We start from the raw sequence: 18,024 nt of genomic DNA, 5'->3' as shown, positions 1-18,024 counted from the left end.
TGGTACAAAACGATGATTTAATTCTTAATGAGCAAATACCGCGCCATCGAAATTCAGGAGTTATTCAGACGTCCCTTAGTGCGGGCAATCGGATTGTCACTTGTGAAAAGTGACTATGAGTCATATTATGACCGCCGGTCACAAGACCTTTACTAACGCACGGATCAGGACATGAGTCATTAGTACATGAGCTATCAGGATGAGGTCTTTGCCCAGCGCGAGCGTTTGCTGCTGGATACTGCGCTGGAGTTGTTTGTTCAGCGGGGGTGGGAGTCGGTTACAGTGGCAGAAGTGGCCGCGGCCGCAGGTATCGGAAAAGGCACGGTGTATAAGCATTTCCCCACCAAAGACGCGATTTATGCGCGGCTGGCTCTGGAGTTTTCCCGTCGTTGTCTCTCCCGATACCGGGCTATATCCGGGGTTGGCAGCCCGCTGGTGGCGATGCGGGCGGTAATCAGACTGGCGTTTGATCTGATGGCCCAAAGCCCGATTGAGGTCCAGCTCTGCCTGCACTGTGAGCGACCAGAGTTTCTGGGACGGTTAGGCTGCGAAATCCAGTCTGAATTTCGGCAACTGGATGCGGAATATACCAATATGTTCCACCAGTTTATCGACGCCGCGGTGGCCCATGGCGAGCTCAGAATCGCCTCGGTCGAAACAGTTTACTGGGGTATCGAGGCGGGCTTTCAGGGAGTTATGTCCCGAATTGCCGCCGGTGGTTTCGGCCCCCGCAGCCATACCACCACCTTGCCGACTTACTTTGATTACGTTGCAGATTTCATGATTGCAGGCCTAGTTGGCGCTCCGGCGCTTGGCTCTGCACCGTACATTCAGGATGAAAAATAATGACCGATGCAAAGAACAAATTCTGGGGGCCCGTTGCTCTGGCGGTATTGCTCACCTTCGGGTTAATACTCTGGATGATCAGTGGTGATGTCAAAACCGCCCGGGAAGACGTGGACGAGCGCCAGAAAATCACCAGTGATGGGCCTGTCCGGGTAGAGGTAGAGCGTTACAATGCCACCACATATCAGCCAAAAGTGATGATCCAGGGGCAGATTGAGCCGTGGCGGCGGGTTTCCATCAGTGCTCAGGTTGAGGCGACCGTTGAGGCGTTGCCAGTTCAGCAGGGCCAAGAAGTCCGGGCAGGGGATGTGTTGGTCAAACTCTCGGAGGAAGACCGGCCTGCTGCTGTCGCTCAGGCGCGTGCGCGTTTCCGGCAGCTCGATGCAGAGCTGAAAGCTGCGGAGCGTCTGCGCTCAGGGAATCTAGTATCCGAGTCCGAGAAGCTACGTCTCGAAAGCGAGCTTTCGGCGGCCAAAGCCGCGCTGGAGCAGGCCCAACTGGCGTTACGACACGTTGAGCCGACAGCGCCGTTTGACGGCGTGGTGAACCAGCGTAATGCCGAGCTCGGAGAGTATGTCGCAAAGGGCCAGGCGCTGCTGGAACTGGTTCAGGTGGATCGTCTGAAAGTGGCGGGCAACGCCCCGCAACAATCCGTGGCGGGCCTCAAAGAAGGCCAACTGGTAAGTGTGGAGCTTCTCGATGGTCGTTCTCTGGAAGGCCGCTTGAGCTTTGTGTCCAGTGCTGCGAATTCCGAAACCCGCAGTTTTTATGTAGAAGCTGAAGTACCGAACCCTGACGGGCTGAGAGTCGCCGGGGGCAGTGCCACCCTGGGCATCTCGCTATCCGAGCAACAGGCAATGTTTCTGTCGCCGGCCTATCTCAGCCTGGGCGATGACGGCAAGCTCGGGGTTCTGCACGTAGACGACGCTGATACAGTCCGCTTCACAACGGTCCGGTTACTAAGTGCGACCACAGATGGTGCCTGGATTACAGGCTTGCCAGTCAGTGTCAGACTGATCACACAGGGCGGGGGATTTGTCGCCCCCGGGCAGACGGTTACGCCGGTTACGGGCTCCTCGATCAGTCCCCGGTCCAGGGCTGAGGGCTGACCGATGCGCACCCTGATCTACGCTGCCCTCAATCGCAGCCGCACCACATTGCTGACGCTTATATTCCTGATTATGGGAGGCATCGCGGCGTTCCAGATCATCCCCAAGGAAGCTAACCCGGACGTCACCATTCCAATGATCTACGTCTCGATGACGCTGGAAGGAATCAGCCCAGAGGACGGCGAACGCCTACTGGTTCGTCCGATGGAGCAGGAGTTGAGATCTCTTGAAGGCATCAAGGAGATGCGGGGGACCGCATCCGAAGGCCATGCCTCAATCATGCTGGAGTTCGACGCCGGCTTTGATCCGGATAAAGCCTTGCAGGATGTTCGCGAAAAGGTCGACACCGCCCGCGCTAAAATTCCATCGGAAGCCGATGAGCCGAGGGTAAATGAGGTTAACGTTTCGCTGTTCCCGGTGTTGTCCATCGGGCTGTCCGGCCCGCTTTCCCAGCGTGAACTGATTACGGTGGCACGGCGCCTTCAGGATGCCATCGAGGGTATTCCCGAAGTGCTTGAAGTGACCATTGGCGGGGACCGGGAAGACGTTCTGGAAATCGTAGTGGACCCCCAGGTGCTGGAAAGCTATGGCATTGATTATGACGAGCTCGCCACCCTGGTGACCCGTAATAATCAGCTGGTTGCAGCGGGGAGTCTGGACACCGGTTCTGGCCGCATGGCGATGAAAGTGCCGGGAGTGATCGAAACCATCGAAGACGTGATGTCGATGCCGATCAAAGTGAATGGTGATGCGGTGGTCACTTTCGGAGACGTCGCCACGTTACAGCGTAGCTTCAAGGACCCGACCGGTTTTGCCAGGATCAACGGCGAGCCGGCGGTCGTACTGGAGGTGTCCAAGCGCACCGGCGCCAATATTATTGAAACGGTCGGGCAGGTCAAAGCGCTGGTGACTGGCGCCGAAGATCAGTTTCCCGCGGGACTTGATGCAAGCTACATAATGGATCAGTCCACGGAAGTGCGGGACATTCTACGCGACCTGCTGAACAACGTACTGACCGCTATTGTACTGGTCATTATCGTGATTATCGCGACTATGGGTCTGCGCTCCGCGTTGCTGGTCGGCCTCACCATTCCGGGTGCATTCCTCGCGGGTATCCTGTTGATCTGGGGTCTCGGGTACACCCTCAATATTGTCGTACTGTTCAGTCTCATTCTGGTGGCTGGCATGCTGGTCGATGGTGCCATTGTGGTGTCGGAACTGGCCGACCGTAACCTCCACGAAGGCCTCCCTCCCGGCGAGGCCTGGGCGGAGGCAGCAAGCCGCATGGCATGGCCGGTGATAGCTTCCACCGCCACCACGCTCGCGGTATTCCTTCCGCTGCTGGTCTGGCCGGGGCTGGTCGGCGAATTCATGAAATTCCTGCCGATCACTGTGATCCTGTGTCTGCTGGCCTCCCTTGCGATGGCGTTGATTTTCCTGCCGGTTCTTGGGGGCATCAGCGGTGGGTCCCGGGCGCGCGTGCCAGTTGAATCCGGTCGGATGGGGCAACGCTATCGTTCCGTGTTGGCAACATTGCTGCGTTGGCCCGGTGTCACGCTGCTGGGGGTAATCGTTCTGGTCGGACTGATTTACGGTGTTTACGGTCGCTTTAATCACGGGGTGGAGTTTTTCCCCAGTGTTGAGCCCGATTCTGCCCAGGTCTGGGTGCGTGCGCGGGGCGACCAATCCATTTACGAACGCGATACGCTGGTACAGCAGGTTGAGGCGCGCTTGCTGGGTATGCCGGAAGTCAAAGCTCTATATGCGCGTTCGCTGATCAGTCCGGACTCACAGATGGCGCCGGATGTGGTCGGGGTGCTGAACTTTCAGTTCACTGACTGGTTCGACCGTCGGCCTGCGTCTGAGATTCTGGCAGATTTCCGGGCTCGTACCGCCGACATACCCGGCATCGTGCTTGAATTTCGGGAACAGCAGGATGGCCCGGGTGCTGGCAAACCGGTGGAGCTGAAAGTCAGCAGTTTGCAGAGTGATGCCCTCGACGACTATGTCGACACCTTGCGGGCGACTATGGACGACGTAGGCGGTTTCGTGGATGTGGAAGACGATCGCAGTCTGCCAGGTATCGAATGGCGCCTCGAAGTCGACCGGGAGGCGGCTGCGCGCTTCGGCACAGATGTCCTGAGTGTGGGTAGTGCAGTGCGACTGGTAACTAACGGCCTGGTACTCGCGACTTATCGTCCGGAAGATGTAAGGGATGAAGTAGACATCGCGGTGCGGGTGCCAAACAACTGGCGTGAGTTGGACCAGTTTGAGCGTCAGACCATCAATACCAGTCGGGGACAGGTGCCGCTGTCCTATTTCCTGAGTCTGGAGCCGGCGCCTAAAACCGGCATTATCCAGCGTGTGGATGGCCAGCGCACTATCACCGTCAAGGCTGATGTTGCTGAAGGGATGCAGGCTGATCAGCAACTGCAGGCGCTACGGGATCGTATGCCTGAAACACCCGCCAACATCACAGTGCGATTCGGCGGCGAAGATGAAGAGCAGCAGGAAGCGGCGACCTTTCTTTCCGGTGCGTTCATGGTGGCGTTGGCACTGATGTTGTTGATCCTGGTTACTCAGTTTAATTCGGTGTATCAGGCATTGCTGATTCTTTCCGCCATCGTTCTGTCGACTGCAGGTGTACTGCTCGGGTTGCTGGTGAATGGCCAATCCTTCGGTATTGTTATGGTCGGGATGGGTATTATTGCGCTCGCGGGGATTGTAGTGAATAACAACATTATTCTGATCGATACCTACAACCAGATGCGTAAAGATGGCCTTAATGCGTTCGAGTCAGCGCTGGAAACGGGGTGCCTGCGTCTGCGCCCGGTGTTGCTGACCGCCATTACTACAATTCTTGGTTTAATGCCGATGGTACTTGGGGTCAATGTGGATCTGTTGTCCCCCTCCCTTGGTTTTGGTGCTCCTTCCACCCAATGGTGGACGCAATTATCGAGTGCGATTGCTGGTGGTCTTGCGTTTGCAACATTGCTGACACTGTTGCTGACGCCAGCCTTACTGGTACTGGGAGATAAAATGGCGCACAAGCTACGGAGATCAAGCGCAAATCAGATTCCCCTGATTGCAAATAATAATTAATCGCATTAACATTACGTTCTTTCAGGTTCCATATTATTGTCCTTCGGGGCAAGCAGGAGAGCGTAATGTCAGTGAGTTCGGAAGTTCATGAAGGGATCAAAATTGCGGCTGTAGCCATCGCGGTCACCGTTAGTTTTGGGTTGTTGTCCTTCGCCAGTGGTGCACGTGCTCAGGGATTGAGCGCGGAACAAGACACCACCCGCACGTTGAACGCGCTTGAAGTAACAGGCGAAAAGCAGGAAAACCCGACGGCGCCTGTTGAGGGGTACCGCGCAACGACCAGCCTGAGTGCCACCAAAACAACGACACCGATCAGCGAAACCCCACAATCCATTTCCGTGGTTACCCGTGACCAGATGCGTGATCAGGGCGCCCGGTCTGTGCAGGAGGCCCTGCGTTACTCCGCCGGTGTGGGTGCCGAAACTTTCGGACTGGATAGCCGGGGAGACTGGCAGACCATCCGCGGGTCAGACCCGGTCATCTTCCAGAATGGCTTGCAGAAGACATTTGGTTTTTATCAGAGTCCTCGAACCGAGCCCTATACTCTGGAGCGAATTGAAATCGTGCGAGGTCCCTCATCTGTGCTGTACGGGCAGGGTTCTGTCGGTGGCATCGTGAACCTCACCACCAAGCGGCCTCTCGAGCAGCAACAGACCGATATCAACTGGCAAGTGGGTAACTTTGACTATAAACAGCTGGCGCTGGACAGCACCGGGCCTTTGACAGACGACGATTCCCTGTTTTACCGCGTCGTCGTACTGGGCCGGGACAGCGACACCCAGGTCAAACAGGTAGAAGACAACCGAACGGTGATCGCACCCTCGATTACCTGGCGTCCGAACGAGCGCACCGAGTGGACATTGCTGGGTAATTTCCAGGAAGATCGCGGGGGCTCCACCACCCAGTTTCTGCCCCATGCAGGCACCATCAAGCCCGCTCCTGGCGGCTTGCCACAAATTCCCATCGATGTCTTTATGAGCGAACCGGGGTTTGACGAATACGACACCAGGGAAGCGGCGGTTACGTCATTGCTTACTCATCGGCTTGATGATGTCTGGACGCTGCGCCAGAACATACGCTACGCCGAAACGGAAGTTAGTTACCAGACGCTATACCCACAGTTTCCTCCAACGCTGCGAGCAAACGGAGATATCGACCGGGTTGCCTACGCCAGCAAGCCTGACCTCGATGCGCTCACTATAGACAACCAGGCTCAGGCACTGTTCTCCACCCCGGGCATGGAGCACACGCTGTTGTTCGGGGTGGATTATCAGCATGCAGTCAGTAATGCTCGCACGGCGTTTGACGCCGATGCCGGCACTCTGAATCTTTATGATCCGGTTTATGGCAACTTTACGCCATTCACCAAAGCGGATTATTCCGAAAGCCCCGAAAATACGGTGACTCAGCTGGGTTTCTACCTGCAGGATCAGATCACTATCGCGGACCGTTGGGTTACCGTATTGGGTTTGCGTAGTGATCAGGCGAAGAACCGCACGGAAGGTGGGCGCACCTTTGACGATGACGCCATCACCGGTCGCGCGGCGCTGATGTATAAGTTTGATATGGGGCTATCGCCTTACATTAGCTATTCGGAATCCTTCAAGCCGATTGTGGCGCTGAATGCTTTTAATCAGCCGTTCGAACCGTTGGAAGGCGAGCAGGTAGAAATAGGCGCGAAATATCAGCCGCCAGGCAGTGAAAGTTTTATTACCGCAGCGATTTACGATCTACGTGAGAAAAACAGCCGCGCTCCGGATCCGGACAACCAGAACAACCAGATCCAGAACGGTGAAACTCGTGCCCGGGGTATCGAGTTGGAAGCCCTGGCGGAACTCAATCCGAACTGGAACCTGATCGCCAATTACGCCTACACCGATACTGAGGTGCTGGAGGGCAATAACGAAGGTAAGCGTTTTGCTTCCGTACCGGAACATCTGGCCTCACTCTGGAGTCAGCATCGGGTCTCCATCGCGGGCATCCCAGGGTTCCGGGTCGGTGCGGGTGTGCGTTACGTCGGAGCCAGCTATGACGGCACCGACGAACTCAAAACTCCTGCGGTTACCCTGTACGACGCCATGGTGGGCTACAGCGTCGGCCAATGGGACTTCAATCTGAACGTCAATAACCTGGAAGACGAAACCTACTACACCACCTGCCTGGCGCGAGGTGATTGCTTTGTAGGAACCAAACGCACGGTGGTCGGGTCTGTGAATTACAGTTTCTGAGGCTCACGGTCCACCATGATGGGGGTGCCTGGCGCCGTGCATCCCTTGGCGCAGCATTTACCAGGTTGTTTGTTCTGGCTGATGGGTCGGTTAGGATCATCAGCCAGGCCACGGTCCAGCAATCGCTCCACCAGTTCCACTTTGCTGCCAATGGGGTAGTTGCGATAGATCTCCTGTTTCATGGCCGCCGGTGAGCCGCCGCCGTGCAGACTGATAACCGAATACCAGCCACCCTGATAGGACGCGGTCAGGTCCTCAATAAAACGCGCAGTCTGGATGCGCTTGTCATAGGGAATATCGGGGTTGGCTCTTAATACATCGGCCATATTGGCAGCCGTTTCCGGATTGTGGTCTTCGTCCGGGCCGGGCAAAGCAACAATCAGGCCGCCGGAGACGTAGTGAGCAATCCTGTGCATGTCATAGATTTGCGTAGACAGCAGTAACTTACCGATGTTGGCATAGACCGGATCAGGCACGAAACTTTTCGAATGCTCATCCTCGGTGGCGTAAACCGATGCCGCCACCCCGCAGGCATAGAAGCCTTCGGTAATCTTGATCAGATCCACCATCTGCTCCCGCAGGTGGCCTTCCTTGGCAGGATCAAACCCGTTGGCCTCACACATCAGACTGCCCGCACCAATCAGCAAGTCACCGAACCCTGCACGGGCACCGATGCAACTGTGGCGGTGGTGAGTGGCGTAGTTGTAGGTCATATAGCCTGAGTGCTCCCATTCGCCAGCGTAGAATACCTTGTCCCAGGGCACGAACACTTTATCGAACATCAGCACACCGGTGGACTGACCATAGCGGTTGGAAAACAGGGCGGCTTTTTCGCCAGGTCTTCCCGCAGGGCGGGCAACAATCGTGAGTCCCTCGGCATCAACAGGCACGGCGCAGCACACCGCAAAGTCCGCGTCCTCCTCGGACATATTGCGACAGGGCATCACCAGAAATTCATGCATGTAGGGCGCACCGGTGACGATGGCCTTGGTACCGGAAATCACAATGCCTTTGCCATTGCGTTCCACAATGTGAACGTAGGTGTCCCGGTTGCCTTGCTGATGAGGGCGTTTGCTGCGATCGCCCTTGGCGTCAGTCATTGCCACACCGAGCGTCAGGTCCCGGTCCTGAATGTCGTGAAGGTAAGCGGTGAAGCGTTCCGAATGCTCTCGGGTGCCCCGGGCATCATCCAATCTTGCCGACACCTGATGAATGGCATTGACTGCATCGTGGGTCAGGTAACGTTGGGCGCAACCGGTTTCCTGGCAGACCAGTCTTACGGCCTCCAGTTTATTGAGCAGGTCGCCGGAACTGGTGTTGATATGCAGAAGCCGGTTCACGGTCTTGCCGCTTGATTGTTGGGTTGCCGTCATGACAGACGCAAATTCCTCACGCAGTGCGTAGTCATAAGTCAGGCCCACAGCATTTACGCCGGGCTCGAAACCGGGTTCGTCAGCGACCGATTCGACTTTGCGACCGTCAAGATAAACGGTGGGATTGTACTGGCGAAGTGACTCCCGGTATTCGGCGGCAGACATCATCATGGGCGGGCATCCTTTTTGTTTGTATTTTGATCATTCAAACAGTGTTCAAATAATTGGTCAATCGGGATCTTTTACGGTTTACTCGACCTAACCGGAGCAATTACTTCAACGCTATGGAGAACAGCCATGCTGATGTCTGCCGATGATTCCTCTGTTGTGCTGGTGGATCTGCAAAAAAAACTGATGCCAGCCATTTGCCAAGGGGATGCGGTGTTGTCTCAATGCCTGCGTCTTGCGGGTATTGCCAAAACGCTCGAAGTGCCTGTTATAGGTACCGAGCAAAGCCCGGACCGCCTTGGCCCGAATGCGGCGGAGATCTGGCAGGCGTGCAATCAAACGGTTGTTAAAAGCCACTTCGACGCCTGTGTTGACGGTTTGGTGGCGGCGTTGGGGCAGCAACGCAAAACGGTTGTAGTGGCCGGCTGTGAAGCACATGTCTGTATGTTACAAACCGCGCTGGGACTGATAGACGCTGGCTTTCAAGTCTGCGTTGTGGCGGACGGAGTAGGCTCCCGTAAAGTGTCTGACCGTGATGCAGCGTTGAGTCGCCTGCACCAGAGTGGCGCACAGATAGTGACAGTAGAGATGGTGGCTTTTGAATGGCTCGGATACAGCGATCACCCGAGATTCCGGGAGGTTCTCAAGCTCATCAAGTAGTTAACTGAAAGGTAGTGTCTGAAGGCTAAAGTTTACCTTTACGTAAACAGTATGCTGTGATAAACCTTGGCGCCATATTTCGTCGATAACGACAACTGATAACAAAAACAGGAGCTGATAATGAACCTGCCGGATTATGCATCTGTATACGAAAACTTTGACCCCGAACGCCTGGAAGCCGAGGTGCTTGAAGGCCGTCTCGAGACCGGCCTCAATGTCTGTAATGAGATCTGCGACAAATGGGCGCAAGATCCCCAGCGCGTGGCGCTTTATTATGAGAAGGACGGCGGTGGCTCCGGTCAGTTGACCTTTGCTGAGCTGCAGTCGGCCTCCGCACGTTTTGCCAACTATCTGAAATCCCAGGGTATTGGTAAGGGCGACCGGGTCGCCGGTTTGTTACCCCGCAGCCCGGAGTTGTTAATTGTGATTGCAGGCGCATTGCGTGCTGGAGCAGTTTATCAGCCCCTGTTCACCGCCTTCGGGTCAGGTGCCATTGAATATCGGTTTGAGCGTGCGGGCACCAGGCTTGTAGTGACCGATGCGGTCAATTATCCGAAGCTCACCGATGTTAAAATCTGCCCCCCCGTACTGTGTGTGACAGCTGCTGAAGCAGGCCCGGATGTGAGCGACTTCCATACCACTCTTGACCAGCAGTCTGACCAGTTTGAACCAGTCATTATCAAAGGGAATGACGCGTTTCTGCAGATGTTTACTTCCGGCACAGTCGGTAAGGCCAAGGGCGTTGCGGTGCCTGCCAGGGCCCTGCTGTCGTATTACGTTTACATGAAGTTTGCTATCGGCTTAAGGGAAGATGACGCGTTCTGGAACGTCGCGGACCCGGGCTGGGCCTACGGTTTGTATTACGCCGTGGTAGGCCCGCTGTTGATGGGGCACGCCACGCATTTCAACCCGAAGCCGTTTACCCCTGAAACGACCTACGACATGATCCGCAAATACAAAATTACCAATCTGGCGGCGGCGCCGACGGCCTATCGCCTGTTAAAAGCTAATGACGACATCCTCCCGGAAGGCGAAATCCTCGGCCTCCGAGTCGCAAGCAGCGCAGGCGAGCCGCTGAATCCGGAAGTGACCAATTGGGTGACTCGTCGTCATCAATGCCAGGTTATGGATCATTACGGTCAGACTGAAACTGGCATGACCTGCTGTAATTTCCACGAACTCGACCATAAGAAGCGCGTGGGTTCCATGGGTTATTCGTCCCCCGGCCATCGAGTCGTAGCGCTCAACGAGAACAATGAAGAAGTGGGAGCGGATGAAGTTGGCCAACTGGCGGTTGATGTGAAAGCGTCCCCTCTGTTCTGCTTCGACGGCTATACCTGGGGCGAGAAAGACCCGTTTGTGGCGGGTTATTACCTCACCGGTGACATGGGGATTGCCCATGGAGATGGCAGCTTCTCATTCAGTGGGCGAGATGATGACATTATCACTACCGCTGGCTACCGGGTCGGTCCTGCGGATGTCGAAAGCACCTTGCTGGAACATTCTGCTGTTGCCGAATCCGGTGTGGTAGCCAAGCCTGACGAGAAGCGCGGCTCCATCATCAAGGCTTACGTGGTTATTCGTGCAGGGCATGAGCCAGAGGGCGAAGAAGCGCTCAAAACCGAGCTTCAGGAGCTGGTAAGACGGCGTCTCTCTACTCACGCTTACCCCCGCGAAATCGAGTTTGTGGATGAGCTGCCAAAGACCCCCAGTGGCAAGATCCAGCGGTTTATCCTGCGCAACCAGGCTAAAGAAGAAGTCAGCGAATGAAGATAACGGCTGAAGAGTTAGAAGATTTTCTGACTGAGCAGTTCCCCCAGGGTGCGCGTTACGGAGCCCTGGAGCGCCTGGGGGACGGCTGGGCTGATATGAAGCTGGAGGTTCGCGACGAACACCTGAGGCCGGGGGGCACAGTCTCTGGTCCGGCACTGATGGCGCTGGCTGATGTCGCATTATACGCCGCCCTGTTGTCGCAGATCGGGCTGGTGCCGCTGGCAGTCACCAGCAACCTGAATATCAACTTTCTGCGCAAGCCGGTGGCCAACTGTGCGGTGATTGCCAGCGCCCGTATGTTGAGAGTGGGCAAGGCCATGGGTGTGGGGGAAGTGTTTCTGCGTTCGGAAGGTAGCGAGGCTCCTGTAGCTCACGCGACAATCAGTTATGCCATCCCTGCCGAGCGATGATGTCAACGATGCAAACACTTGATTTTTCAGTTAATTTTCAAGAAAGCGTCAAGCTCCAGGTCCGCCATATAAAGCATTCGGGTGATGGCGGGCCTGCAATCGTGTTGCTGCACGAAGCGCTGGGTACTATTCCCCTGTGGCGACAGTTTCCCACTCAGTTAGCTGAGGCGACGGGGCTGGATGTCTTTGTTTACGAACGCAGAGGCTATGGTCAGTCCTCGTCAGAAGCACTGCCGCGCCCATTGGATTACCTGGAGCAGGAAGGCGAGGTGTGGCTACCCCGGTTGCTGCAGGCGCTGGGTCTGAATGATGTGATTTTGCTGGGCCATAGCGATGGTGGCTCCATCGCATTGATCACCGCGGGAACGATTCCTCACCAGGTAACCGGGCTGGTGACCATCGCGGCCCACGTCATGGTTGATCCGCTGACGATTCACGGCATTCGTGCCACTGGCGAGCGTCATCGCACCACCGATCTCGGAGAGCGGCTGGCGCGCCACCATGGCGAGCGCGGCAAGCTGCTGTTTGATGCGTGGCAGGAAACCTGGCTCCGGGAGGATTTCCAGCAAGCGATGAACTTTCAGCCCTGGATGTCAGAAATTCGCTGTCCGGCGTTGATACTGCAGGGGGAGAACGACGAATACGGTCTTCCTCAGCAGGTCACTGACATCGTCAGTGGCATTGGCCCCGGTGCCTCGCCGGTATTTATTCCCGATGCCGGGCACTTTCCGCATTTTGAGCAGCCAGGCGCAGTCATGGCGCTCCTGAGCGAATTTATCCGCTCAGTCACTCGTTAAATGCGAATGCAGGGACTATACAGAATAGGGAAGGGCGGCCGGAACACCTGCGCAGTAGGCATACCGGACCATTGCTTAGCTTTACGTTTACGTTGACGTTAATTGAAAATGTGATATAGTTTTCACATAAAACAAAAACAAGAGGTTGCACGGCGACATGAGTGACCAATTTGTTCTGGAAACCCAGGGTCTGGTAAAAGAGTTCAAAGGCTTTGTGGCAGTTGACGATGTTAACTTGAAAGTTAATCGCGGCCATATCCATGCCCTGATCGGCCCGAACGGTGCAGGTAAAACCACGGTCTTTAACCTGCTGACCAAGTTCCTGGCGCCTACCCGCGGCAAAATACTCTTTAATGGCAAAGATATTACCCCGATGAAATCCGCCGCCATCGCCCGTATGGGGGTGGTGCGTTCGTTTCAGATTTCCGCTGTATTTCCTCACATGACTGCATTAGAGAATGTTCGAATTGCCTTGCAGAGCTTTGAAGGCAGCAGCTTCCATTTCTGGAAGTCCGGCGGCAGCCTTGATCGCCTCAACGAGCGTTGTATGGAGCTGTTGGACTCCGTGGGCCTGGTGGAATTTGCAGACACCCTTACCGTCGAGCTGGCATACGGGCGCAAGCGTGCTCTCGAGCTGGCGACGACGTTGGCCATGGAGCCCCAGTTGCTGTTACTGGATGAGCCGACTCAAGGCATGGGGGGGGAGGACGTTGACCGGGTGGTGGAGCTGGTACGGAAAGCCGCCGAAGGCCGAACCGTATTGATGGTCGAACATAACCTTGGCGTAGTGAGCAAGCTGTGTGATCGCATCACTGTGTTGTCCCAGGGTGCGGTACTGACCGAGGGTGACTATCAGTCGGTCTCCGATGATCCCCGGGTCCGTGAGGTTTATATGGGTACCGAATCGACCTCTGCGGAGGTAACCGAATGAGTACCAATGTCGATAAAGACTACGAACAGCTTCGAATTTCCGGATTGCATGCCTTCTACGGCGAATCCCACATTCTTCATGGCATCAATATTGTGGTACGCCGGGGTGAACTGGTCACGCTGCTTGGCCGCAATGGTGCCGGGCGCAGCACCACCCTCAAGGCTATTATGAACATGGTAGGTCGGCGCACCGGTTCCATCATGATCAACGGTACCGACACCATGTCTTGTGCGCCCCACCAGATTGCGCGCCTGGGCGTCGGGTACTGTCCAGAGCACCGTGGCATATTTGCCAGTCTCAATGTTCAGGAAAATCTTACCCTGCCTCCAGTAGTTCGCAGTGGCGGCATGGCGCTGGAAGAAATTTATGGCATGTTCCCGAACCTTTATGAGCGCCGTTTCAGTCAGGGCAGTAAACTGTCGGGTGGCGAGCAGCAAATGCTCGCGATGGCGAGAATTCTGCGGACCGGCGCCAACATGCTGTTGCTGGACGAAATCACTGAAGGCCTTGCTCCGGTTATTGTGCAGAAACTGGCCGAGGTGTTACTTAAGCTTAAAGAAAAAGGCCTGACCATCGTCCTGGTTGAGCAAAATTTTCACTTTGCAGCACCCCTGGCTGACCGTCACTACGTGATGGAGCACGGCCAGATTGTTGAAGAGATCAGCGCCGATGAGCTTGAATCCAAGCAGTCGCTGTTGAATGACTATCTTGGCGTCTGACGCCTGGTAGGCAAAGAACGGAACCGGCTGGGTAACGTGCTCCACAGGAGGCTTAACGCGGTATCAGCAGGCTCCAAGTCAGAAGAAGAGAACGAAAACAAAGACATTAACGGAGATACAACAATGACAATTATGAAAAAGCTCCTGACGTCGGCCATTGCCTCTACCATGTTGGTCGGTGGTGCGCAGGCAGCCATTTCTGACGAAACGGTTAAAATCGGCTACCTGGCAGATATGTCCGGTACCTATCGGGATCTGGCCGGTCCCAACGGTGAGGTCGCGCTGAAAATGGCGATCGAAGACTTTGGTGGCACAGTGAATGGCGCCAAAATCGAAGTGGTGAGCTCTGACGACCGCAACAGCCCCGACGTAGCTTCAAGCACCGTTCGTCGCTGGGTGGAGAACGAGCAGGTGGATATGGTGGCCGGCCTCGTGGCGTCATCGGTTTCTATCGCGGTGAGCAATATCCTCAAAGAAAATGACCGGCTCGGCATTGTCTCCGGTTCTGCCGCCTCCAGTATCACCAACGAACACTGCACACCCAACCACATTCACTACGTCTACGATACCTATCCGCTGGCTAACGGTACCGCCAGCGCGGTGGTGAAAGAGGGTGGTGATGAATGGTTTATCCTGACGGCCGATTACGCTTTTGGTCATGCCCTGGAGGCTGACGTAACCGCCGTGGTGGAAGCCAACGGTGGTAAAATACTGCAGGCAGTGCGCCATCCGTTCCCGACTTCTGATTTCTCCTCGTTCATTTTGCAGGCCCAGTCTTCCGGTGCCAACGTGGTTGCCCTGGCGAATGCCGGTGCCGATACCACTAACGCCATCACCACGGCAGGCGAATTCGGCCTGACACAGTCCGGCCAGACTCTGGCGGCGTTGTTGTTGTTCCTCACCGACGTCCATGCACTGGGTGTTGAGAGTGCCCAGGGTATCCAGCTCACAACGGGTTGGTACTGGGATATGAACGATGAAACCCGTGAATGGTCTGACCGTTTCATGGAAGAAACCGGCGTTCGGCCTACCATGGTTCATGCCGGCATTTACTCCAGCACCATGCAGTATCTGAATGCCGTCAAGGCCACTGAGTCTGACGACGCACAGACCGTTCGCAAGCAGATGATGGATACGCCGATCAACGACATGTTTGCCAAGAACGGCATCATTCGCGAAGACGGCCGCATGGTTCATGACATGTACCTTGCAGAGGTCAAAACGCCGGAAGAGTCTACCGGTGAGTGGGACCTGTACGATATTGTCCGGACTATCCCTGCCGACGAAGCCTATCGTCCTTTGTCTGAAAGCAAATGCTCTCTCGTAACCAAGAACTGATGTACTGACCGGTATTGCTGCTGTCTCCTCCGGGCCCTGCTCCGGGGGAGTAGCCCTGAGGGGAGGGCGGCAATATTCACGTTTCAATCTGCTGACCGGTTGTGACAGCTGAGTTGCTTTTGGAGTTCTCGACATGACCATGATTTTGGGAGTGCCAGTGGCTGTGCTGTTTGGACAGCTGCTGCTAGGGGTGATTAACGGTGCCTTCTACGCGCTGCTAAGCCTGGGTCTGGCCGTTATATTCGGTCTGCTGAAAATAATAAATTTTGCCCACGGCGCCCTTTACATGCTTGGCGCCCTGAGCACAGTGGTGATGTTCGATGCATTCGGCGTCAACTACTGGGTTTCACTTTTTGTGGCGCCCCTACTGGTGGGGTGTTTCGGCGTCTTGATTGAATACTTTCTGCTGCGCCGGATTGCCCACGAAGATCATATTTACAGTTTACTGCTGACCTTCGGTGTTGCGCTCCTGATCCAGGGGATTCTGACCAATATCTACGGCGTTTCCGGCTTGCGCTACTCCATGCCGGACGTATTTTCGGGCGGTGTGAATCTTGGCTTTATGTTCCTGCCTTATTACCGGGCCTGGGTCATTGTGGTGGCCTTGCTGGTCTGCTTTGGCACCTGGTTCATGATCGAAAAAACCAAACTTGGTTCTTACCTTCGGGCGGGAACCGAAGACTCTCAGCTGATGCAGGGTTTTGGCATAAACGTGCCCCTGCTGGTCAGCCTGACCTACGGCTTCGGTGTCATGCTTGCGGCGTTTGCCGGGGTGCTGGCGGCGCCAATTTATTCAGTTTCGCCGGTGATGGGCGGCAATCTCCTAATTGTAGTTTTCGCTGTTGTGGTCATCGGTGGCATGGGCTCAATAGCAGGTGCCGTCATCACTGGGCTGTTGATGGGCGTTATCGAAGGGCTGACTAAAGTGTTCTATCCCGAGGGTTCAGCTGCAGTGATATTTCTCGTGATGGTGGTTGTTCTGTTGATTCGCCCATCGGGCCTGTTTGGTAAGGAGGCGTAGTGATGGCGGAATCTGCGAACGCATCAGATATCAGGGCCAGTATTGTTCAGCAGAGAAAAGCAGAAAATCGCAAGAAGCTGATTGTCAATCTGGTGTTGCTGGCAATATTGTTGATTGCACCAGCAATCATGTACCCCGTATTTCTGATGAAAATACTGTGTTTTGCCTTGTTTGCGGTGGCTTTCAACCTGCTGTTGGGGTTCACCGGCCTACTGTCTTTCGGGCATGCGGCGTTTCTGGCCACCGGCGGGTATACCACGGGTTATCTGCTTTCGACCTACGCCAGTGTCACGACGGAAATGGGCATCATTGCAGGTACTACCGCGGCGACGTTACTGGGGCTGGGTTTCGGCCTGGTCACCATTCGCCGCCAGGGCATCTATTTCGCGATGATTACTCTGGCACTGGCGCAGCTGGTGTTTTTCTTTCTGGTCCAGGCGCCGTTTACCGGTGGTGAAGACGGTATGCATGGAGTGCCCAGGGGTTACCTGTTTGGCATGATAGACCTCGAAAACAACACCGCGATGTATTATTTCGTGCTGGCGATCTTCCTGTTTGGCTACATCCTTGTGCAGCGCATCGTCAATTCGCCTTACGGCCAGATACTGAAAGCCATTAAGCAGAATGAGCCGCGTGCCGTCTCTCTGGGTTACAACGTCAACCAGTACAAGTTGATCGCGTTCGTGATCTCAGCAGGTCTTGCGGGCCTTGCCGGATCTGTCAAAACGGTGGTGTTCCAGTTGGCGTCACTGAACGATGCCCACTGGCATATGTCTGGTGAAGTCATACTGATGACCCTGATCGGGGGTACCGGCACTTTGCTGGGGCCGGTCGTTGGCGCGACGTTCGTAGTGAATCTGGAGTATCAGTTGTCGCAGGGGGCACTCGCAGACTGGGTAGATGCCATTCTGGGCGGTATCTTCATTCTGACGGTGCTGGCTTTCCGGTCCGGTATCGTGGGTGAGATCCAGAAGTTCATGAAGAAAAACCTGGGCTGATTGCTTCAGGCCAGGTCTCATTCATCTGATCAGTCAGGCACTACTGGCTGATCAGGTGGATTCTTTCGTCGGTTCCCGGACTGTCGCGCGGGTTTCCCGATCCAGGGAAATCTTCGACATGTCTGATTGCAGTTTTTTCAACAGGTGCAAAAGACTCACCCCATCATCAAAACTCGTGCCTTCCAATGCCTGTCGATAGAACTGGCAGATGGTATCTTGCAGGCCATCCCAGTAAGCCCGGCCCTTGTCGGTCAGCTTTACCATCCGCGCTCGGCGGTCATCCGGGTGGGGCAGTCTGACCACATGCTGGTCGCGCTCCATGCGCTTTAGTACGCCATCAAGGTTCTGGCGGCTGACATAGAGGTATTCGGTAAGCTGGTTGAAGGACGTGCCCGCCTCAAAGCCTTCCCGGGACAACGCCCCCAACACCGCCCACTGGACGGCGCTGATGCCCATCTCGTTCTGAACCTGACGTTGCAGTATGTTGCCGGTCTGGAACAGACGAAAGAACAGCCGGTTCGGAATGCCCCCGGATTCATTAACTAGCATGG

At 55.5% G+C, this 18,024-nt stretch carries 15 protein-coding genes; 13 read left to right on the top strand and 2 right to left on the bottom strand.

Annotated elements, in window-relative coordinates; all coding sequences use genetic code 11:
* Positions 1–186 precede the first annotated feature (186 nt).
* The 4 genes from WEB64_RS10990 to WEB64_RS10975 all read left to right on the top strand — a co-directional run bounded on the left by WEB64_RS10990 (position 187) and on the right by WEB64_RS10975 (position 7,285).
* On the top strand, positions 187–846 hold the full coding sequence (locus WEB64_RS10990; RefSeq protein ID WP_368061403.1) for a TetR/AcrR family transcriptional regulator: 660 nt from the start codon (positions 187–189) through the stop codon (positions 844–846).
* Positions 846–1,955: an efflux RND transporter periplasmic adaptor subunit gene (locus tag WEB64_RS10985; protein ID WP_368061404.1), complete on the top strand. Its 1,110-nt coding sequence runs from the start codon at positions 846–848 to the stop codon at positions 1,953–1,955. Before WEB64_RS10990 ends, WEB64_RS10985 begins: the two co-directional genes overlap by 1 nt.
* 3 nt (positions 1,956–1,958) lie before the next feature.
* Positions 1,959–5,057 carry an efflux RND transporter permease subunit gene (locus WEB64_RS10980; protein ID WP_368061405.1) on the top strand — a complete coding sequence of 1,033 codons (3,099 nt, stop codon included), beginning with the start codon at positions 1,959–1,961 and terminating at the stop codon, positions 5,055–5,057.
* 65 nt (positions 5,058–5,122) lie between these two features.
* Complete coding sequence (locus WEB64_RS10975; protein ID WP_368061406.1) at positions 5,123–7,285, top strand: TonB-dependent siderophore receptor; 2,163 nt, start codon at positions 5,123–5,125, stop codon at positions 7,283–7,285.
* Here the strand turns inward: WEB64_RS10975 and WEB64_RS10970 are convergent.
* Positions 7,273–8,829, bottom strand: coding sequence for a 4-hydroxyphenylacetate 3-hydroxylase family protein (locus tag WEB64_RS10970; RefSeq protein ID WP_368061407.1), 1,557 nt, complete (start codon positions 8,827–8,829; stop codon positions 7,273–7,275). The genes WEB64_RS10975 and WEB64_RS10970 overlap by 13 nt on opposite strands.
* A gap of 126 nt (positions 8,830–8,955) precedes the next feature.
* On the opposite strand from WEB64_RS10970, the gene WEB64_RS10965 reads away from it, so the two are divergent.
* From WEB64_RS10965 to WEB64_RS10925, 9 genes are all read left to right on the top strand, one after another.
* Complete coding sequence (locus tag WEB64_RS10965; RefSeq protein WP_368061408.1) at positions 8,956–9,486, top strand: isochorismatase family protein; 531 nt, start codon at positions 8,956–8,958, stop codon at positions 9,484–9,486.
* A 120-nt stretch (positions 9,487–9,606) separates the two neighbouring features.
* Positions 9,607–11,256 carry an AMP-binding protein gene (locus WEB64_RS10960; RefSeq protein ID WP_368061409.1) on the top strand — a complete coding sequence of 550 codons (1,650 nt, stop codon included), beginning with the start codon at positions 9,607–9,609 and terminating at the stop codon, positions 11,254–11,256.
* Positions 11,253–11,669, top strand: coding sequence for a PaaI family thioesterase (locus tag WEB64_RS10955; protein ID WP_368061410.1), 417 nt, complete (start codon positions 11,253–11,255; stop codon positions 11,667–11,669). The genes WEB64_RS10960 and WEB64_RS10955 overlap by 4 nt, the downstream gene beginning before the upstream one ends.
* A gap of 8 nt (positions 11,670–11,677) precedes the next feature.
* On the top strand, positions 11,678–12,466 hold the full coding sequence (locus WEB64_RS10950) for an alpha/beta fold hydrolase (RefSeq protein WP_368061411.1): 789 nt from the start codon (positions 11,678–11,680) through the stop codon (positions 12,464–12,466).
* Between the two features lie 157 nt (positions 12,467–12,623).
* Positions 12,624–13,397 (top strand): ABC transporter ATP-binding protein, encoded by a 774-nt coding sequence (locus WEB64_RS10945; protein WP_368061412.1) that lies wholly within the window; start codon positions 12,624–12,626, stop codon positions 13,395–13,397.
* Positions 13,394–14,116, top strand: a complete 723-nt coding sequence (locus WEB64_RS10940) for an ABC transporter ATP-binding protein (RefSeq protein WP_368061413.1) — start codon at positions 13,394–13,396, stop codon at positions 14,114–14,116. The genes WEB64_RS10945 and WEB64_RS10940 overlap by 4 nt, the downstream gene beginning before the upstream one ends.
* Before the next feature lie 123 nt (positions 14,117–14,239).
* Entirely contained in the window at positions 14,240–15,454 is a 1,215-nt protein-coding gene (locus WEB64_RS10935; RefSeq protein WP_368061414.1) for an ABC transporter substrate-binding protein, read from the top strand.
* A gap of 133 nt (positions 15,455–15,587) precedes the next feature.
* Complete coding sequence (locus WEB64_RS10930) at positions 15,588–16,475, top strand: branched-chain amino acid ABC transporter permease (RefSeq protein WP_368061415.1); 888 nt, start codon at positions 15,588–15,590, stop codon at positions 16,473–16,475.
* Between the two features lie 2 nt (positions 16,476–16,477).
* The gene (locus WEB64_RS10925; RefSeq protein WP_368061416.1) at positions 16,478–17,473 is read left to right on the top strand and encodes a branched-chain amino acid ABC transporter permease; all 996 of its coding nucleotides are present in this window, start codon (positions 16,478–16,480) and stop codon (positions 17,471–17,473) included.
* A gap of 51 nt (positions 17,474–17,524) precedes the next feature.
* Here WEB64_RS10925 and WEB64_RS10920 read toward each other — a convergent pair whose 3' ends face one another.
* Entirely contained in the window at positions 17,525–18,022 is a 498-nt protein-coding gene (locus WEB64_RS10920; RefSeq protein WP_368061417.1) for a MarR family winged helix-turn-helix transcriptional regulator, read from the bottom strand.
* Positions 18,023–18,024: the final 2 nt, after the last annotated feature.

This window comes from Marinobacter sp. (assembly GCF_040882185.1).
In the GTDB taxonomy this organism is placed as follows: domain Bacteria; phylum Pseudomonadota; class Gammaproteobacteria; order Pseudomonadales; family Oleiphilaceae; genus Marinobacter.
The sequence above is the reverse complement of the archived record's forward strand: the minus strand, read 5'-3'. Positions and strand labels throughout refer to the sequence as shown.